Annotated in this window: 16 protein-coding genes and 6 tRNA genes; 1 reads left to right on the top strand and 21 read right to left on the bottom strand. The window is 61.6% G+C overall.

Translation table 11 applies throughout. The annotated features are described in order from the left end of the window. Positions 1 to 47: 47 nt before the first annotated feature. From ACIOAU_RS12295 to uvrB, 13 genes are all read right to left on the bottom strand, one after another. Positions 48 to 491: an Hsp20 family protein gene (locus ACIOAU_RS12295; protein WP_101321435.1), complete on the bottom strand. Its 444-nt coding sequence runs from the start codon at positions 489 to 491 to the stop codon at positions 48 to 50. 126 nt (positions 492 to 617) lie between these two features. Then, positions 618 to 1,592, bottom strand: a complete 975-nt coding sequence (locus tag ACIOAU_RS12290) for a tRNA-dihydrouridine synthase (RefSeq protein WP_101321437.1) — start codon at positions 1,590 to 1,592, stop codon at positions 618 to 620. A 49-nt stretch (positions 1,593 to 1,641) separates the two neighbouring features. Further along, entirely contained in the window at positions 1,642 to 2,076 is a 435-nt protein-coding gene (locus tag ACIOAU_RS12285) for a thioesterase family protein (protein WP_186700129.1), read from the bottom strand. Positions 2,077 to 2,119: 43 nt separating this feature from the next. After that, positions 2,120 to 2,953, bottom strand: coding sequence for an alpha/beta hydrolase (locus ACIOAU_RS12280; RefSeq protein WP_150570234.1), 834 nt, complete (start codon positions 2,951 to 2,953; stop codon positions 2,120 to 2,122). Positions 2,954 to 2,975: 22 nt separating this feature from the next. Continuing rightward, on the bottom strand, positions 2,976 to 3,515 hold the full coding sequence (locus tag ACIOAU_RS12275) for a TetR/AcrR family transcriptional regulator (RefSeq protein ID WP_103438111.1): 540 nt from the start codon (positions 3,513 to 3,515) through the stop codon (positions 2,976 to 2,978). 171 nt (positions 3,516 to 3,686) lie between these two features. Beyond that, positions 3,687 to 3,762, bottom strand: a tRNA-Glu gene (locus ACIOAU_RS12270). A gap of 45 nt (positions 3,763 to 3,807) precedes the next feature. Further along, positions 3,808 to 3,883 (bottom strand) — tRNA-Ala (locus ACIOAU_RS12265). A gap of 64 nt (positions 3,884 to 3,947) precedes the next feature. After that, a tRNA-Glu gene (locus ACIOAU_RS12260) sits at positions 3,948 to 4,023 on the bottom strand. A 42-nt stretch (positions 4,024 to 4,065) separates the two neighbouring features. Next, a tRNA-Ala gene (locus ACIOAU_RS12255) sits at positions 4,066 to 4,141 on the bottom strand. A gap of 53 nt (positions 4,142 to 4,194) precedes the next feature. After that, a tRNA-Glu gene (locus ACIOAU_RS12250) sits at positions 4,195 to 4,270 on the bottom strand. 76 nt (positions 4,271 to 4,346) lie between these two features. Continuing rightward, positions 4,347 to 4,422, bottom strand: a tRNA-Ala gene (locus tag ACIOAU_RS12245). Positions 4,423 to 4,667: 245 nt separating this feature from the next. Then, positions 4,668 to 6,149, bottom strand: a complete 1,482-nt coding sequence (gene gltX / locus ACIOAU_RS12240; protein WP_103438112.1) for a glutamate--tRNA ligase — start codon at positions 6,147 to 6,149, stop codon at positions 4,668 to 4,670. A 145-nt stretch (positions 6,150 to 6,294) separates the two neighbouring features. Continuing rightward, the gene (gene uvrB / locus ACIOAU_RS12235) at positions 6,295 to 8,310 is read right to left on the bottom strand and encodes an excinuclease ABC subunit UvrB (protein WP_101321457.1); all 2,016 of its coding nucleotides are present in this window, start codon (positions 8,308 to 8,310) and stop codon (positions 6,295 to 6,297) included. Positions 8,311 to 8,589: 279 nt separating this feature from the next. Between uvrB and ACIOAU_RS12230 the strand changes: the two genes are divergently transcribed. Beyond that, a complete protein-coding gene (locus ACIOAU_RS12230) occupies positions 8,590 to 9,786 on the top strand; it encodes an amino acid aminotransferase (protein WP_150572946.1) in 1,197 nt (398 codons plus the stop codon). Positions 9,787 to 9,822: 36 nt separating this feature from the next. Here ACIOAU_RS12230 and ACIOAU_RS12225 read toward each other — a convergent pair whose 3' ends face one another. From ACIOAU_RS12225 to mltG, 8 genes are all read right to left on the bottom strand, one after another. Next, on the bottom strand, positions 9,823 to 10,383 hold the full coding sequence (locus ACIOAU_RS12225; protein WP_150570200.1) for a DUF1285 domain-containing protein: 561 nt from the start codon (positions 10,381 to 10,383) through the stop codon (positions 9,823 to 9,825). Positions 10,384 to 10,395: 12 nt separating this feature from the next. Further along, a complete protein-coding gene (locus ACIOAU_RS12220) occupies positions 10,396 to 11,001 on the bottom strand; it encodes a DUF4823 domain-containing protein (protein ID WP_101321464.1) in 606 nt (201 codons plus the stop codon). 66 nt (positions 11,002 to 11,067) lie between these two features. Beyond that, a complete protein-coding gene (locus ACIOAU_RS12215) occupies positions 11,068 to 12,036 on the bottom strand; it encodes a GTP 3',8-cyclase MoaA (RefSeq protein WP_401182219.1) in 969 nt (322 codons plus the stop codon). A gap of 108 nt (positions 12,037 to 12,144) precedes the next feature. Next, positions 12,145 to 12,780 carry a TetR/AcrR family transcriptional regulator gene (locus ACIOAU_RS12210; RefSeq protein ID WP_101321468.1) on the bottom strand — a complete coding sequence of 212 codons (636 nt, stop codon included), beginning with the start codon at positions 12,778 to 12,780 and terminating at the stop codon, positions 12,145 to 12,147. Between the two features lie 405 nt (positions 12,781 to 13,185). Continuing rightward, positions 13,186 to 13,968 carry a TatD family hydrolase gene (locus ACIOAU_RS12205; RefSeq protein ID WP_101321470.1) on the bottom strand — a complete coding sequence of 261 codons (783 nt, stop codon included), beginning with the start codon at positions 13,966 to 13,968 and terminating at the stop codon, positions 13,186 to 13,188. A gap of 31 nt (positions 13,969 to 13,999) precedes the next feature. Next, positions 14,000 to 14,986 carry a DNA polymerase III subunit delta' gene (locus ACIOAU_RS12200; protein WP_101321472.1) on the bottom strand — a complete coding sequence of 329 codons (987 nt, stop codon included), beginning with the start codon at positions 14,984 to 14,986 and terminating at the stop codon, positions 14,000 to 14,002. Further along, positions 14,979 to 15,611, bottom strand: coding sequence for a dTMP kinase (gene tmk, locus ACIOAU_RS12195; RefSeq protein WP_101321474.1), 633 nt, complete (start codon positions 15,609 to 15,611; stop codon positions 14,979 to 14,981). Before tmk ends, ACIOAU_RS12200 begins: the two co-directional genes overlap by 8 nt. Before the next feature lie 9 nt (positions 15,612 to 15,620). Then, positions 15,621 to 16,814 (bottom strand): endolytic transglycosylase MltG, encoded by a 1,194-nt coding sequence (gene mltG, locus ACIOAU_RS12190; protein WP_401182214.1) that lies wholly within the window; start codon positions 16,812 to 16,814, stop codon positions 15,621 to 15,623. Between the last annotated feature and the right edge of the window lie 2 nt (positions 16,815 to 16,816).

Genomic DNA, 16,816 nt, shown 5'->3' with positions numbered 1-16,816 from the left:
AGGCGGGGGATAGAGGAATGGGGCCGCGAGGCGGCCCCAGCCAATCGTCAGTTCAACGCTGGCTTGTCAGCACTGATCGGGATCCGCTTGGCTTTGGCTTCTTCCGGCACGACGCGCAGCAGTTCGACGCTGAGCAGTCCGTTGGCCAGGCCTGCGGATTTCACTTCGATGTGGTCGGCCAGGCGGAACGACAACTTGAAGGCACGCTGAGCGATGCCCTGGTGCAGGTAGGTCACTGCGTCGTTGCTGGCGTCGCGTTTGCCGCCAGTAACCGTCAGTACGCCCTTCTCAACCTGCAGTTCAAGGTCTGATTCCTGGAAGCCTGCTGCTGCAACCACGATGCGATAGTGATCATCGCCATGTTTTTCCACGTTGTAGGGCGGGTAGCTGCTACCGGCCTCATTACGCGCCGCGGATTCGAACAGGTCGTTGAAACGGTCGAAACCAACGGAATGGCGGAACAGTGGTGCAAGGGAGAAAGCGGTAGTCATGGTCATAAACTCCTGAAAATCAGCAAGTGAGTCAATCCGCGACCCGAATTCGGCATCGCGTACTAAATAGATATGGCCCGACCAACCGCTTTCAAGAGCTCAACCAAAAAAATTTTTAAAATTTGCTCAGGCCACTGCTTCACATGGCAGCTGGCTGATGTCGGCACCCAGCAAATGGGTGATCCGCTGACAATCATCGACCCGGCGCAGTTCGGCAAATAACAGTACTGCTTCCGGATAGCTGCGAGTCAGCATTGCCACCCACTGCTTCATCCGCCCCGGCGCATAGCGCGGCGACAGCTTGGCCTGGGCCTGACGCCAAAACTCGCGCAGCAACGGCAACAGCGCCTGCCAGGCAAGCGGCTGATACTCGAGCCCCGCCCGTGCAGCAGCAATCTGCAGGCCCAGATCAGGCCGCGACACCAGGCCACGGCCGAGCATGATGTCTTCAGCGCCGCTGACCTCGCGGCACCGTCGCCAGTCGTCCACGGTCCAGATCTCGCCATTGGCGAACACCGGCACCTTGACCACATCCTGCACCCGCGCCACCCACTCCCAGTGCGCCGGCGGCTTGTAGCCCTCGACCTTGGTCCGTGCATGCACCACCAGGTGCGCCGAGCCACCTTCGGCCAACGCGGTAGCGCAATCGAGGGCGCCATCCGGGGTATCGAAGCCCAGACGCATCTTGGCCGTGACCGGGATGTGGGCAGGCACCGCCCGGCGCACTTCACGGACGATCGCGTGGAGCAACTCAGGCTCCTTGAGCAACACCGCCCCACCGCGGGACTTGTTCACCGTCTTGGCCGGGCAGCCGAAATTCAGGTCGATCACCGGCGCGCCCAGCTCGCAGGCCAATGCAGCGTTTTCAGCCAGGCACACCGGATCGGAGCCAAGCAACTGCACGCGCATGGGCACACCTGCCGCAGTACGCGCGCCGTGGCGCAGTTCAGGGGCGAGCTTGTCGAACTGGGAAGGTGGCAGCAGGCGGTCGCAGACGCGAATGAACTCGGTCACGCACCAGTCGACACCGCCGACCCGCGTGAGGACGTCGCGCAGGATGTTGTCGACCAGCCCCTCCATGGGGGCCAGGGCAATTTGCATGGATGGCTCTCGCGAAAAAGGCGGCAGTCTATCAAACAATCAGGTGGACTCAGACGCCGATCAGCGCCTGCCCATAACCTTCAATGAATTCGCCCGGCATACGCTTGGGCTTGCCGGTCGACAGCTCGATACAGACAAAGGTGGTTTGCGCGCGCAGCAGGGTCACGCCGTCGCTCGGGCGCTTGAGCTGAAACCGGCGGGTCATGCGCAGGCGCTGGTCCCAGTCGACGATCCAGGTGGCCAGTTGCAGCTCGTCATCTTCGTAGCCGGCAGCCAGGTAATCGATTTCGTGGCGAACAACGGCCATGGCCCGGTCAAGACGGCGATATTCGGCCAGGTCCAGACCCAGACGCTGCGAGTGGCGCCAGGCGCAGCGCTCCAGCCAGGTGACGTAGACCGCGTTGTTGGCGTGGCCGAGGCCGTCGATGTCGTCACCGCCAACGCGTAGGTCGATGATGAATGGCGATGCCAGATCCCAGCTCATGCGCGCTCCGAAGGTCATTGAACGCGTTGATTGTACCGGATGCTCAGGCGCTTTGGCGTGCTGGTGTGGCAGCGCGCGCCAGCAGCTCAAGCACGCCTTCGACCAGGAGCGGGTCGGCCAGCACACGCTGGTGACCGCCTTCTTCGAGCATCAGCAAGCGGCTGTCGAACCAGGCCTTGTGGATCAATTGCGCTTCGCTGGCAGCGACCAGAGGATCATCACTGGCGTGCACTATCAGGCCCGGCAGCTCGAGTTGATAGCCGTTGACGTCAAGCCGGGCGACTTGCAGGCCGACATCCTGCTCGACCTGGCGAATAAACGCCGCCCGCGCCCGCGCCGGCATGCCCAGCCGCTGGGCAAAACCGCGCAATACCCCGAGCAGTTGCGCCGGCGCGGCAATGCTGACCGCAGCCTCGGCGCGCAAACCCCATTGCAGCGCCAGCAAGACACTGGCACCGCCCATCGAATGGCCGATCACGGCGCGCAGCGGCGGCAGTTCGGCAGCAGCTTCGAGCAGCGCCCGGGCAAACAGCGCCACATGCGCCTGGCGGCCCGGAGAACGTCCATGGGCCGGCCCTTCCAGCGACACCACGGTATGCCCGGCCGCCACCAGCGCTTCAATCAACGCGGCAAACTGGGTTGGGCGCCCTTCCCAACCGTGCATCATCAGCACTGTCGGCCCCTGGCCCCAGCGCAGCGCTGACAGGCCGAAGCGCAAGGTGATGCGTTCAGCTGTCGCCAGCAAGGGCAACTCCCATTGCCGCGGCGGCAGGTTGCGCGGGGTCATGAAGGCGCGGCGCATCTTGCCCGCTATATGCTCGGGGGCCAGTCGGCCCAGGGTACCGTTGACGCCGCGAATCCAGCTCAGGGTAGTCATCATCAATACTCCAGTCAGGCCACTAGATGACCGCCGACTTGGCGGCGCGCAGGATTCGGTCGGACAGCTCACTGGTGCCCAGCGCCCGGGCCAGCGCCAGGCCACCGATCATCAGCGCCAGGTCGGCCAACGCCTTGTCGGCGTCCTCAGGGCGGTCGACCATCTGCGCGGTCATCAGCTCCAGGTGCTCGGCCAGCGCCTCGCGAAACGCCTCAGGCAGGCGCTGCATCTCGCTCAGCGAGGTGGGCAACGGGCATGCCTGCTCGAGCGCGTCGCGATGCTTGCGTGACAGGTAGAAAGCAGCAGCGAGGGCACGGCGGCCGGCGCCGTCCAGGGCTGGATCGATCTGGGTGAATAAACCGCGGCGCTCGCTCAGCAACTGGCTGAACGCCTCGAGCATGAGTTCGTCCTTGCTGTCGAAGTGCGCGTAGAAACCGCCCACGGTCAACCCGGCGGCGCCCATCACCTGACTCACACTGGGCTCGGCCGGTCCGTGCTGGATCAACGCGCTGCGGGCTGAATCGAGAATGCGTTGGCGGGTCTTGCTCTTCTTGTCGTTCATAAGCCACCCGATAAATATTATGAGTGTAATATGATGCACATAATATTTATTGGCAAGCGAAAAACTCGAGCTCAGGCCGCTTCATTGAAAAAGTAAGGAAGGCAGAAAAAACAAAAGGCCCATTCAATAATCGAATGAGCCTTATAAGCCCCGCAAAACGCGAGAAAAAATTGGCGTCCCCTAGGGGACTCGAACCCCTGTTACCGCCGTGAAAGGGCGGTGTCCTAGGCCACTAGACGAAGGGGACTTGTAACCTTCGTGCAGGCCCGCTTTCACGAACCCTGGCAAATATTGGTGGAGCTAAGCGGGATCGAACCGCTGACCTCCTGCATGCCATGCAGGCGCTCTCCCAGCTGAGCTATAGCCCCTAAAACAAAAGGCCCATCCAATATGCGAATGAGCCTTTAAAGCCCCGCAAAACGCGGGTAAAACTGGCGTCCCCTAGGGGACTCGAACCCCTGTTACCGCCGTGAAAGGGCGGTGTCCTAGGCCACTAGACGAAGGGGACATAACCTTCGTGCCGGTTCGCTTGCACAAACCGCGGCAAAACTGGTGGAGCTAAGCGGGATCGAACCGCTGACCTCCTGCATGCCATGCAGGCGCTCTCCCAGCTGAGCTATAGCCCCGGATTTCTAGCCTCGCGGCCCAGCGACATGGTTATACATCGCTTGTGTAAAACTGGCGTCCCCTAGGGGACTCGAACCCCTGTTACCGCCGTGAAAGGGCGGTGTCCTAGGCCACTAGACGAAGGGGACGAACCTTCTACCGTGAAACCTGGCGCTGGTGCCGGGCTTCATTCTCCGCCAGCAGTGCTGACCAAGAATCGGAATTTGGTGGAGCTAAGCGGGATCGAACCGCTGACCTCCTGCATGCCATGCAGGCGCTCTCCCAGCTGAGCTATAGCCCCACAATGTCGCTTTGAACTGAATTGCCGGCTGGGTTGCTGACAGTTCGTTACGTTCATCGCTGTGGACGGGGCGCATATTAAGATCGGATGGCTATGCTGTCAAACGAATTTTTGAAATTAACCAAAAGATTTTTCACAGATAACAATCACTTACCGCCCTGCCCCAGCAATTGACGATTTTGCCTACGGCAGCCGACCCGCCCAGCGTCAGCTGGGACAGGCAAGCACGCTTGGGTAGCTGGCTGTCAGGCAATGTTGGCCAGCAGTTTTTCCCATTCCTTGTTTTCTTTCTTCGACACACCACCGAGCAGATCCAGCGCCTGACGCAGGCGGTAGCGAGTCAGGTCAGGGCCAAGGATTTCCATCGCATCCAGCACCGACACCGAACTGGCCTGGCCTGAGATAGCAGCAAACATCAGCGGCATGGCGTCACGCAGCTTCAGCTCAAGCGATTCGACCACGGCCTGGATGCAACCGGTGATGCGGTCTTTTTCCCACTGGCGCAAGCTCTCCAGCTTCCACAGAATCAGCTGGATGACCTGGCGGACCTGATCGGGCGAGAGCTTCTTGTGCTCGAACAGCTTGGCATCAAGCTTCAACGCACCCTCGAAGAAGAAGCCACCCAATGGGGCGATCTGGCTGAAGGTCTCTACGCGGCCCTGCACATGCGGCGCGATCTTCATCATGTAATCGCTGTTGAACGCCCACTTCTGTACCCGTGCAGCGAACTCCTCGACCGGCAACTCACGCAGCCACTGGCCGTTGAGCCAGGACAGCTTTTCGATATCGAAGATCGGCCCACCCAGGGAAACCCGCGACAGGTCGAAGTGCTCGACCATCTCGGCCAGGGAAAACTTCTCGCGCTCGTCCGGCATCGACCAGCCCATGCGGCCGAGGTAATTGAGCATGGCTTCGGGCATGAAGCCCATGCGCTCGTAGAAGGTGACCGAAGTCGGATTCTTGCGCTTGGACAGCTTGCTCTTGTCCGGGTTACGCAGCAGCGGCATGTAGCACAGCTGCGGCTGCTCCCAGCCGAAGTACTCATACAGTTTGATCAGCTTGGGCGCCGACGGCAGCCACTCTTCGCCACGCAGGACGTGAGTGATGCCCATCAGGTGGTCATCGACCACGTTGGCCAGGAAGTAGGTCGGCAGGCCGTCGTTCTTCATCAGGACCTGCATGTCCATGCGATCCCACGGGATTTCGACATCGCCACGGAGCATGTCCGGGACCACGCAGACGCCTTCGCTTGGCACCTTCATGCGGATCACATGGGGCTCACCAGCGGCCAGGCGACGCTGCACTTCCTCAGCGCTGAGCAACAGCGCGCGGCCGTCGTAACGCGGCGTCTCGCCCCGGGCCATCTGTTCGGCGCGCATCTGGTCGAGTTCTTCTGCGGTACAGAAGCAGTAGAACGCATGCCCGGCGTCAACCAGCTGCTTGGCGTACTTCGCGTAGATCTCGCCACGCTCGCTCTGCCGGTAAGGGCCGTGCGGGCCGCCCACGTCCGGGCCTTCGTTCCACTCGATGCCCAGCCAGCGCAGGGCGTCGAAGATCTGCTGTTCCGATTCACGGGTCGAACGCAGCTGATCGGTGTCCTCGATGCGCAGGATGAATTCGCCGCCGTGCTGCTTGGCAAAGCAGTAGTTGAACAGGGCGATGTAGGCGGTGCCAACATGGGGGTCGCCGGTGGGCGATGGCGCGATACGCGTGCGAACGGTGGTCATGGAGGGTCTCGAACGAAGTTGAAACAAAGGCGCGATGTTAGCAGGGAGCGGGCATCAGGCTCCAGCGGTGGCGCAATCGCCCCACCGTCAGCCCAGGCGTGCAGATGATCGGCAGGCTATGCCGATCACCGGACCCGTCGGCAACTTAGCTGGTGATCAGCCGCTCACGCAGCTTGGTGATCTCGTCGCGCATCTGCGCGGCGGCCTCAAACTCGAGGTCGCGCGCCAGCTGGAACATCTTCTCTTCCATCTGTTTGATGCGTTTGGTGATCTCGCCTGGGGTGCGCAACTCGGCTTCGTAGCGAGCGCTCTCCTCCGCCGCCTTGGCCATGCCTTTGCGCTTCTTGCTGCGCCCGCCGGGGATGTTGGCGCCTTCCATGATGTCGGTGATGTCCTTGACCACCCCTTTGGGCACGATGCCGTTGGCCTCGTTGAAGGCGATCTGCTTTGCCCGGCGGCGCTCGGTCTCGTCGATGGCGCGTTGCATCGAGCCGGTCATGCGGTCGGCATACAGGATGGCCTTGCCGTTGAGGTTACGCGCTGCGCGGCCGATGGTCTGGATCAGCGAGCGGTCCGAGCGCAGGAAACCCTCCTTGTCGGCATCCAGAATCGCCACCAGCGACACTTCGGGCATGTCCAGGCCTTCACGCAGCAGGTTGATCCCTACCAGCACATCGAAGGTACCCAGACGCAGGTCGCGAATGATCTCTACCCGCTCGACAGTGTCGATGTCCGAGTGCAGGTAGCGCACGCGTATGTCGTGGTCGGCCAGGTAGTCACTGAGGTCTTCGGCCATGCGCTTGGTCAGCGTGGTGGCCAGCACGCGCTCGCCAACGGCCACACGTTTGCCGATCTCCGACAACAGATCGTCGACCTGGGTCAGCGCCGGGCGGATTTCTACCAACGGATCAACCAAGCCGGTCGGCCGCACCACCTGCTCGACGACACGCCCGGCATGCTCCGCCTCGTACTGACCGGGGGTGGCCGAAACGAAGATGGTCTGCGGGCTGACCGACTCCCATTCATCGAAGCGCATGGGCCGGTTGTCCAGCGCCGATGGCAGACGGAAACCGTACTCGACCAGAGTCTCCTTGCGTGAACGGTCGCCTTTGTACATGGCGCCGACCTGCGGAACGCTCACGTGCGACTCGTCGATCACCAGCAGGGCGTCGGCAGGCAGGTAGTCGTACAGGGTGGGCGGCGGCGCACCGGAAGGCCGACCAGACAGGTAGCGCGAGTAGTTTTCGATACCGTTGCAATAGCCCAGCTCGAGGATCATTTCCAGGTCGAAGCGAGTGCGCTGCTCGAGGCGCTGCGCCTCGACCAGCTTGTTGTTCTTGTGCAGGTACTCAAGGCGGTCCTTGAGCTCTTCCTTGATGCCCTCGATTGCCCCAAGCAGGGTTTCACGCGGGGTTACATAGTGGCTCTTCGGATAGAAGGTAAAACGTGGCAGCTTGCGCAGCACCTCGCCGGTCAACGGGTCGAAGGCGGCAATGTTCTCCACTTCGTCATCGAACAATTCGATGCGGATCGCCTCGAGATCTGACTCGGCCGGGTACACGTCGATGACATCACCGCGCACACGGAAGGTGGCGCGGGCGAAGTCCATCTCGTTGCGGGTGTACTGCAGATCGGCCAGGCGCCGCAGCAACGCGCGCTGGTCGAACTTGTCGCCGCGATCGATGTGCAGGACCATCTTGAGGTACGTTTCAGGGCTGCCCAGACCGTAGATGCACGACACCGTGGTGACAATGATGGCGTCGCGTCGCTCGAGCAGGGCCTTGGTAGCCGACAGGCGCATCTGCTCGATATGGTCGTTGATCGATGCATCCTTCTCGATGAAGGTGTCCGAAGACGGCACATAGGCTTCCGGCTGATAGTAGTCGTAGTAGGAAACGAAATACTCGACCGCGTTGTTCGGGAAAAACGCCTTGAACTCGCCATACAACTGGGCCGCCAGGGTCTTGTTCGGCGCCAGCACCAGGGTTGGCCGCTGCACCTGCTGAATCACGTTGGCGATACTGAAGGTCTTGCCCGAGCCGGTTACCCCGAGCAGGGTCTGGTGCGAAAGCCCGGCGTCGATACCCTCGACCAACTGGCGAATCGCCTCAGGCTGGTCGCCGGCCGGCTGAAAACGGGTGACAAGCTGAAACTCGGACATGGCAGACCTCGAGCAACTGTAAATATAGCCAGTAGTCTACACCGAAACGGGCCTTTCCATTGCCCGCTTCGCGGCTGGCGCTGTGAACGTGTGTTTCTGTGGACCGGGCAATTAGACCAATGGTCCAAAAAAATTGCGAAAAAACGCCGGAAAACCTGCGCCCGATGGTCGCAGCGGTCGGCGCGTATCTCTATACTGACTCCCCGTTTGTGCACCGCTTCAGTGCATTCGGCTGGAGCGTGCAAGCCCTATCACACTCCATTCAGAGCCAAGGTAACAATGAGCCTGTTTTCCGCTGTCGAGCTGGCACCCCGCGACCCTATCCTGGGCCTCAACGAAGCTTTCAACACCGACCCGCGCACCGACAAGGTGAACCTGGGCGTCGGCGTTTACTGCAATGAGGAAGGCCGTATCCCGCTGCTGCGCGCAGTGATCGAAGCCGAGACCCAGCGTGCCGCACAGCATGCTTCGCGCGGCTATTTGCCGATCGATGGGATTGCCACCTACGACCAGGCTGTACAGAAGCTGCTGTTCGGCGCCGAATCGCCACTGCTGGCCGCTGGCCGCGTGGTCACCGTGCAGGCCGTGGGCGGCACTGGCGCACTGAAGATCGGCGCAGACTTCCTCAAGCGCCTGTCGCCTGATGCAGTCGTCGCCATCAGCGACCCGAGCTGGGAGAACCACCGCGCGCTTTTCGAGACGGCCGGTTTCCCGGTACAGAACTACCGCTACTACGATGCTGCCAGCCACGACGTCAACCGCGCCGGCATGCTCGAAGACCTCAACCAGCTGCCGTCGGGCTCGATCATCGTCCTGCATGCCTGCTGCCATAACCCGACCGGTGTCGACCTGACCCTGGACGACTGGAAAAACGTCCTGGAAGTGGTCAAGGCCAAAGGCCATGTGCCGTTCCTCGACATGGCCTATCAGGGCTTTGGCGCCGGCATCGCCGAAGACGCCTTCGCCGTACGCCTGTTCGCCGAGTCGGGCCTGGACTTCTTTGTCTCCAGCTCGTTCTCCAAGTCGTTCTCGCTGTATGGCGAGCGCGTCGGCGCGCTGTCGATCGTCACTGCCTCCAAGGACGAAAGCACCCGCGTGCTGTCGCAGGTCAAGCGGGTTATCCGCACCACCTACTCCAACCCGCCGACCCACGGCGCAAGCATCGTCGCTGCCGTGCTGAACAGCCCTGAGCTGCGCCAGATGTGGGAAGACGAGCTGGGCGAAATGCGTAATCGCATTCACGGCATGCGCAAGCAGATGGTCGAGTTGCTGGCTACCTATGGGGCCAAGCGCGACTTCAGCTTTGTCGGTCGCCAGTGCGGGATGTTCTCCTACTCGGGCCTGACTGCCGAGCAGGTCAATCGCCTGAAGGATGAGTTCGGCATCTATGCGCTGGATACTGGCCGTATCTGTGTTGCTGCGCTGAACCAGAGCAACATCCACGTAGTGACCAAAGCTATCGTCGCGGTGCTTTGATGCAGTTGGGGGCTGCTCTGCAGCCCCCAACTGTTTTCAGCCAGCACGCCCAATCGGGTAAAACTGGCCATGGCTCCACACCCCGAGCCATTCCTCGCCGTCCAGCAAGCGCGGCACCGCCAGCTCCACCAACTGATAGAACACGTTGCGATGCAACAGCGCCTCAAGGTTGCTGCGCATCAGGATGTAGGGCGCAGGTTCCTGCGTGACCGGATCAACCTCGACCCGCAACGGATGCGCACTGCTAGCCTCAATCACATCCTCAACATTGTTGGTGAAACGCAAAACCTGCGTCTCCCCCGCGCCGATCACCTCCAGCAACACCGCCACAAACGGCGCGTCATCGACTTGGATGCCGACCTTCTCGACCGGCGTCACCAAAAAGTAATCATCACCGTCACGGCGCAGGATATTGGAAAACAGCCGCACCATCGGTTTACGGCCAATTGGCGTGCCCTGGTAAAACCAGGTGCCATCACGGGCGATGCGCATGTCGATGTCGCCGCAGAAATCCGGGTTCCACAGGTGAACCGGCGCCGGGCCCCTACCCTTGGGGATTTGCGCCAAGAGATCATTGGTCTCGACAGACTCGGTCATCACCCTCTCCTATCAGCGGCTCATACCCAACAGGCTACGAGCGTACTCGCGCATGGGCGCTGCGAGCAAATCCTGCGGGCTATTGTCGTGAAACGTCAACAAACCGCCACGGCTCTTGATCCGCGCCGTGTCGATCAGGTAGCGAGTGCTGGTTTCGATGAGCATCATCTGCACCACGCCGGTGTCCCAACCGAGCCGGTCGACTGCCTGTTCGTCGTACCACTCATCACCATTGCCGATGCGGTCGTCGGTACGAGCGAAGCGGGTATACAGCACATAATGGGCACCGACCGAGCGGGCTTCGGCGATGGCATCTTCCAGGCCCAGCGGGCCTTGCGCACGACGCACCAGCGGGAAGTACTCGACAAAAGCCTTGAACGCCTCTTCGGCGACGATGTTCTGCTGCGGCAGCGGGCCTTTGCCCGGCGGCACGAACGCACCCTGGCCAATATAGATGAACGAATCCGGTTGCAGGCGCACCGACAGGCTGCGCTGGGTATCGCTATGATCGAGCAGACCGGCATCGCTCATGTGATAGCGAACACCTTCGCCCATATCGCTGACATTCATGCAGCCACCAAGCGCCATCAGCGCCAGCAGCAAGACCAGGCTACGCATCTTTCCTCCAGAGACCGGTGACGAAAAACCGGCGAATAGCCGCCAGATGCAGCTTTTGCGCCAGAGTCAGCCGCCGATCACCTTCATTACCGTTACCCCACCGGCGAACGCCAGCTCCTGCTTGTCAGCCAGGGCTTTTACCAGTAACCGTTGCAGCGCTGGCAACGCCAGGTGCCGGGGGCGATCAAGCAAGTCGCCGATGTAGTGCCGATTGCTGCTCGACAAACAGCCATGCAGCCAGCCGGTTGAGGACAAGCGCAGCCGCGAACAGGCGCGGCAGAACGGTACGCTCTCGTTGGCGATAACGCCAAAATGGCCTTTACCGGGGATCTGGTAGCGCAATGCGGTGGCATCAACAGCAGCGCTGGCCTGCTCAAAGGCATGGTGCTGGCCAATCAGCGCCAGCAGCTCAGGCAGGCTGACCAACTGCTGGCGAAAGGCATTGCCGTCGCGCGCCAGGTGGCCCATGCGCATCAGCTCGATGAAACGCAGCTCGTAGCCACGCGCCAGGCAGTAATCAAGCAGCGGCGCGACCTGATCCAGATTCTGTCCGCGCATCGGCACCATGTTGACCTTGATGCGCATGCCAGCCGCACTGGCCTCTTGCATGCCAAGCAACACCGTGGCCAGGTCACCGCCGCGAGCAATGCTGCGAAATGCAGCGGCGTCGAGGGTATCCAGCGACACGTTCAAGCGGCGGATACCCGCGGCCTCTAGCAGCGGCAGGCGCCGCGACAGCAACTGGCCATTGGTAGTCAGGCTGATGTCGTGCAGGTCGAGGCCGGCGATGGCGGTGAGAAACCCTTCGAGCCTGGGACTGATCAGTGGCTCGCCGCCGGTGATGCGTAGACGCTCGATGCCGGCCGCCTCGATCAGGTAAGCCACCCCTCGTGCCAGGGCCTCGCCAGAGAGCTCATCCTGCGCCGCCACCAAACGCTTGCCGTCGGGTACGCAGTAGGTACAAGCGTAGTTACAGGCCGCCGTCAGGCTGACCCGCAGGTTGCGAAAACGCCTGCCTTGACGATCGACGATCATGGATGACTCCGACATGGAAGAATAAGCCGTGCAAAACCTGACTCATAAATCAGGTTTTTGCAAGCTCGCATGTCGGACAGCCCCGCAAAGGGTGACGGGGCGTTGCTGTCAGGCGTTCGGTTCGGGGTCGCGCTTGCGCTTGTTACCCATGCGCACACCGATGTCCATCAGGAACTGGAAGAAGCCTTCCTGATCTTCCAGCACATTGCTCCAGAACGGCGAGTGGTACAGCGCCACTGCGCCATGCACCAGCGCCCAGGCGGCGCAGTAGTGGAAGTACGGTGGCACGTCTTCAAGCTTGCCTTCGCTGATACGACCCTTGATCAGTTGAGTCAGGCGATCGAAATTGGAGGCACGAATGCTGTGCAGCTCCTCGACCATCTCTGGTACCTGATTACCCTTGACCACCTTCTCTTCAAGGCGATCGAACAGCCGGTAGCGCTGCGGGTCACGCATGCGGAATTCGAAGTAGGCACGCGACAGTGCTTCTTTGTCGCGGTCGACATCGGCCGAGTGCAGCAAGGTGTTCAAATCGCGCTCGTAGTCGAGCATCAGGCGCAGGTAGATCTCTGCCTTGGACTTGAAGTGCTTGTAGATCGTACCTTTGCCGATGCCAACGGCGTCGGCGATCATCTCGACGGTGACGCTGTCTTCACCCTGTTCGAGGAACAGTCTGAGGGCGGTATCAAGGATCTCTTGTTCGCGACGGCGAAACTCACGGACCTTACGCGGTTCTTTCTGCATGGGAGGCTGCATGGGGGAGGACTGGCTGACAATCGAAGCGGATTATTATGCCTATCTTGCAAGAAATTGCACGGATCATCGGCGCATGTCTGTGTTTCACGATGAGTTCGCAAACGGTGGGATTGATTGGGCAAGCTGCAGATTGGCCAATCGAAGTGACTTGCCTGCAGGGAATGCACTGTGCATCCCGCGACGTATTCCAAATCTGTTTAAAAAACGACCAGTTGTCGCTGGCACTGTGCCAAAGCTGACCAATACTTGAAGTGTTGACCCGCCACATCCCCCCAAGTGGCGTGCCGATAAAGGCGCTCAGGGACCGCGTGCCTTTGTTTACTCCTAATGGTCTTAACCCGGTTTCCTCCCCCAGAACCCGGGTTTTTTTTGCCCGCCAATCAGGCTGCCAGATCAGCGTACTCGCGCAAGCGGGAACAAGCGCTTGAAGTTGGCCGTGGTTTGCTCGGCCAATTGTGCATAACTGACGCCACGCAGCGACGCGACGTATTCGGCGACTTCGCGCACGTACTGAGGCAAGTTGGGCTTGCCTCGGTAAGGGATCGGCGCCAGGTACGGTGAATCTGTCTCGACCAGCAGACGATCGCTGGGGACCTGGCGGGCCACGTCGCGCAGGGCCTCGGCATTGCGGAAGGTGACAATGCCGGACAACGAGATGTAGTAGCCCAGGTCCAGCGCCGCCTTGGCCATCGGCCAGTCTTCAGTGAAGCAGTGCAACACCCCGGCCTGCTCCAGGCTGGCTTCGCGTAACAGCGCCAGGGTGTCAGCCCTGGCCGCACGGGTGTGCACGATCACCGGCTTGCCGGTCTGCCGCGAGGCCTCCAGGTGCAAGCGGAAAGACGCCTGCTGCAGGCTCGCCGCCTCCGGCTCGTAGTGATAGTCCAGGCCAGTCTCACCAATCGCCACGACGTGCGGATGCGCAAGCTCGTTGAGCAACCAGTCCAGCGCTGGGGTTTCTCCTGGCGCCAGATCCAGCGGGTGAATACCCACCGAGCAGTCGACATCTGCGTACTGTTCACTCAACGCCTTTACCGCGCCGGCATTGTCGGCACTCACGCCGATGCACAGAAAGTGCCCTACCCCGCGCTCACGCGCCGCCTGCAGGGCAGCGTCGAGCGAGCCATCATGGGCACTCAGGTCTAGACGGTCGAGGTGGCAGTGGGAATCTACGAGCATGGCAGCAGGACACATATTTAGAAGAAGGGAGTCAGCGTGAGCCTGGCAGCTGGACCCAGTGGGCCAACAACGCTTCCAGCAGCAACACGCGGTTGAGGTTGGCCTTGCCCAGCACCTTCTGGCGCTGTTCAAGGATCCACGCCTGGGTTTCCAGCACCTTGCCCTGGCGGCTCTTCTGCGCCAGATACTGCAGCACCTTGCGCATATCAGCCAGGCCCAAGCCTTGTTCATCCTGAGTCATCTGATAGCGCAGGATCAGGTGCGACCACTCGAAGAACCAGTCAAACAGCAGCAGTAGTGGCACGCTGTTCCACGACTCGGCCAGTTGCGTCGGTGACTGTTGCTGCTTGAGCAGTTTTTTCACGCCCTCGGTGACCTGCGCACGTTGCTCGAGGACACCTTGCGCGTGCAGCTTGGCTGCCATCAGTGGCGATCCTGCCGCCAGGGTCAGCAGCTCCTCGCGCTCTCCCGGCTCACTGTCTGGCAACGCATTGGCGAGCCAGGCCTGGCTTTGGGCAAGGTTTGGTTGCGGACATACAACTTGCTGGCAACGGCTCTTGATGGTCGGCAACAGTCGGCTCGGTTGATGGCTGACCAGCAGCAGCACCGTATTGCCGGACGGCTCTTCCAGACTCTTGAGCAAGGCGTTGGAGGCATTGATGTTCATGGCCTCGACCGGTTCGATCAGGATCACCTTGCGCCCGCCCAACTGCGCGGTCTGAACAACAAACGACACCAGATCGCGAACCTGGTCGATCTTGATCGGCTTGTCGACGTCTTCCGGCTCAAGCACGTAGTTGTCCGGATGGCTGCCAGCACGCAGCAACAGGCATGACTTGCACTGCCCGCAGGCATCAGCGCCTTGCGGCTGCTGGCACAACAAACGCGCCATCAGGCGCTCGGCCAGGGCCCGCTTGCCAATCCCCTGCGGACCGTGCAGCAGGTAGGCATGGGCATGCTGGCTGCGCCCGGCCAATTGCTGCCAGAGCGCATCCTGCCAGGCGAAGGCCTCAGCCACGGGCGCGTTCCAGCATGGCCGGCAACAAGCTGTCGATGTCGCGCTGCACCGCCTCCAGCGATTGGCCGGCGTCGAGGATGCTGTAGCGCTGCGGGTCAGCTTGGGCCCGTGCCAGATAGGCATGGCGCACGGCCTCGAAGAAGGCCGTGCCTTCTTGTTCGAAGCGGTCCAAACGGCCCCTGGCAGCCGCGCGCGACAGGCCGATCTCGATCGGCAGGTCGAACACCAGCGTCAGGTCAGGGCGCAGATCGCCCTGGACAAATGTTTCCAGCGTAGCGATGCGCTCGACCGGCAAGCCGCGGCCGCCACCTTGGTAGGCGTAGGTGGCATCGGTGAAGCGATCGCACAACACCACCGCACCGCGCGCCAGCGCCGGGCGGATGACCTTGGCCAGGTGCTGGGCACGCGCCGCAAACATCAACAGCAATTCAGTATCCGCTGCCATGCTTTCGTCGCTTGGTGCCAGTAGCAACTCACGAATCTGTTCAGCAACCGGCGTGCCGCCCGGCTCGCGGGTCAGCACTACGTCCAGGCCCTGCTCGCGCAAGCGCTGCGCCAGATATTCGCGGTTGGTGCTCTTGCCCGCGCCTTCGGGGCCTTCCAGGGTAATAAACAAGCCGCTCACGCGCAGTCCTTAGGGTTTGTCATCGGGTGTCGGCGCCGCTGCGGGGGCAGCGTCGGTCGCCGGTGCGGTTGGCGGGGTCGACGCAGGTGCGTCCGCCGGTGCATCCGCAGCAGGTGTCGGCTGGTCTTCCGCTGCCGGTTCTGGCTGCTCAATCGCACCCGGCTGCGCCTGCGGCGCGGGGCTGGAGCGGTAGTCGCTGCGGCGCTTGAGTTGATACTCGCGCACTGCCGAGTTGTGGTTGTCGAGGTCGTCGGAAAACACGTGACTGCCGTCGCCCCGCGCAACGAAGTACAGACTGGTGCCGTTGGCCGGGTTCAGCGCGGCATGAATCGCCTCGCGGCCGACGATAGCGATCGGTGTCGGCGGCAGGCCACTGATGGTATAGGTATTGTAGGGCGTGGGCTCACGCAGGTCGGCACGGGTGATCTTGCCGTTATAGCGCTCGCCCATGCCATAGATCACGGTCGGGTCGGTCTGCAGCATCATGCCCAGCCGCAGACGCCGCACGAACACCCCAGCAATCTGCGCGCGCTCTTGCGGGATACCGGTTTCCTTCTCGACCAGCGAAGCCATGATCAGCGCCTGGTACGGGTCGCGGTAAGGCAGCTCGGTGGCCCGCTCGGCCCATTCCTTGGCCAGCACTTGCTCAAGACGCATGTACGCCTGCTGCAGGAACTCGACATCGCTCATGCCACGTACGAAGCGGTAGGTATCCGGAAAGAAGCGCCCCTCAGGGAACACGCCACTATGGCCGAGTTTGTCCATAACCTCGGCATCGGACAGGCCGTCCAAGGTCTGGGTGATTTTCTCGTGCTTGGCCACTGCCGCACGCACCTGGCGGAAGGTCCAGCCTTCGACCAGAGTCAGGTTGTACTGCACAACATCGCCACGGCGCCAGGCATCGAACAGCTGGTTGACGGTCATGCCAGGTGTCAGCCGGTATTCACCGGTATGCAGTGGCGTGCCGGCCATGTTGAAGCGCCAGTAAAGGCGCAGCCAGACGGCATCGTCGAGCAAGCCGTCAGTCTGCATGCGGTAGAACATGCGATTGGGTGTGGTGCCGTTGGGAACCTCGAGCATCCGCTCCTGCTCGACGTGCAGAGGCTGCTCAAGGGCCGAATGGACTTTCCAGGCCGACCAGCCCAACGCCAGACCGGCTAGGATCAGGCCTATTTCCAGCAGCAGGAGAAATTTGCGTCTCACGA

Origin of the sequence: Pseudomonas sp. NPDC088322 (assembly GCF_044740745.1) — a bacterium.
GTDB lineage: Bacteria > Pseudomonadota > Gammaproteobacteria > Pseudomonadales > Pseudomonadaceae > Aquipseudomonas > Aquipseudomonas shirazensis.
The sequence above is the reverse complement of the archived record's forward strand: the minus strand, read 5'-3'. Positions and strand labels throughout refer to the sequence as shown.

Coding starts and splice junctions, on each gene's coding strand:
- ACIOAU_RS12295 (WP_101321435.1), bottom strand. CDS start 491: ATGACTACCGCTTTCTCCCTTGCACCACTGTTCCGCCATTCCGTTGGT.
- ACIOAU_RS12290 (WP_101321437.1), bottom strand. CDS start 1,592: ATGCAAATTGCCCTGGCCCCCATGGAGGGGCTGGTCGACAACATCCTG.
- ACIOAU_RS12285 (WP_186700129.1), bottom strand. CDS start 2,076: ATGAGCTGGGATCTGGCATCGCCATTCATCATCGACCTACGCGTTGGC.
- ACIOAU_RS12280 (WP_150570234.1), bottom strand. CDS start 2,953: ATGACTACCCTGAGCTGGATTCGCGGCGTCAACGGTACCCTGGGCCGA.
- ACIOAU_RS12275 (WP_103438111.1), bottom strand. CDS start 3,515: ATGAACGACAAGAAGAGCAAGACCCGCCAACGCATTCTCGATTCAGCC.
- gltX (WP_103438112.1), bottom strand. CDS start 6,149: ATGACCACCGTTCGCACGCGTATCGCGCCATCGCCCACCGGCGACCCC.
- uvrB (WP_101321457.1), bottom strand. CDS start 8,310: ATGTCCGAGTTTCAGCTTGTCACCCGTTTTCAGCCGGCCGGCGACCAG.
- ACIOAU_RS12230 (WP_150572946.1), top strand. CDS start 8,590: ATGAGCCTGTTTTCCGCTGTCGAGCTGGCACCCCGCGACCCTATCCTG.
- ACIOAU_RS12225 (WP_150570200.1), bottom strand. CDS start 10,383: ATGACCGAGTCTGTCGAGACCAATGATCTCTTGGCGCAAATCCCCAAG.
- ACIOAU_RS12220 (WP_101321464.1), bottom strand. CDS start 11,001: ATGCGTAGCCTGGTCTTGCTGCTGGCGCTGATGGCGCTTGGTGGCTGC.
- ACIOAU_RS12215 (WP_401182219.1), bottom strand. CDS start 12,036: ATGATCGTCGATCGTCAAGGCAGGCGTTTTCGCAACCTGCGGGTCAGC.
- ACIOAU_RS12210 (WP_101321468.1), bottom strand. CDS start 12,780: ATGCAGAAAGAACCGCGTAAGGTCCGTGAGTTTCGCCGTCGCGAACAA.
- ACIOAU_RS12205 (WP_101321470.1), bottom strand. CDS start 13,968: ATGCTCGTAGATTCCCACTGCCACCTCGACCGTCTAGACCTGAGTGCC.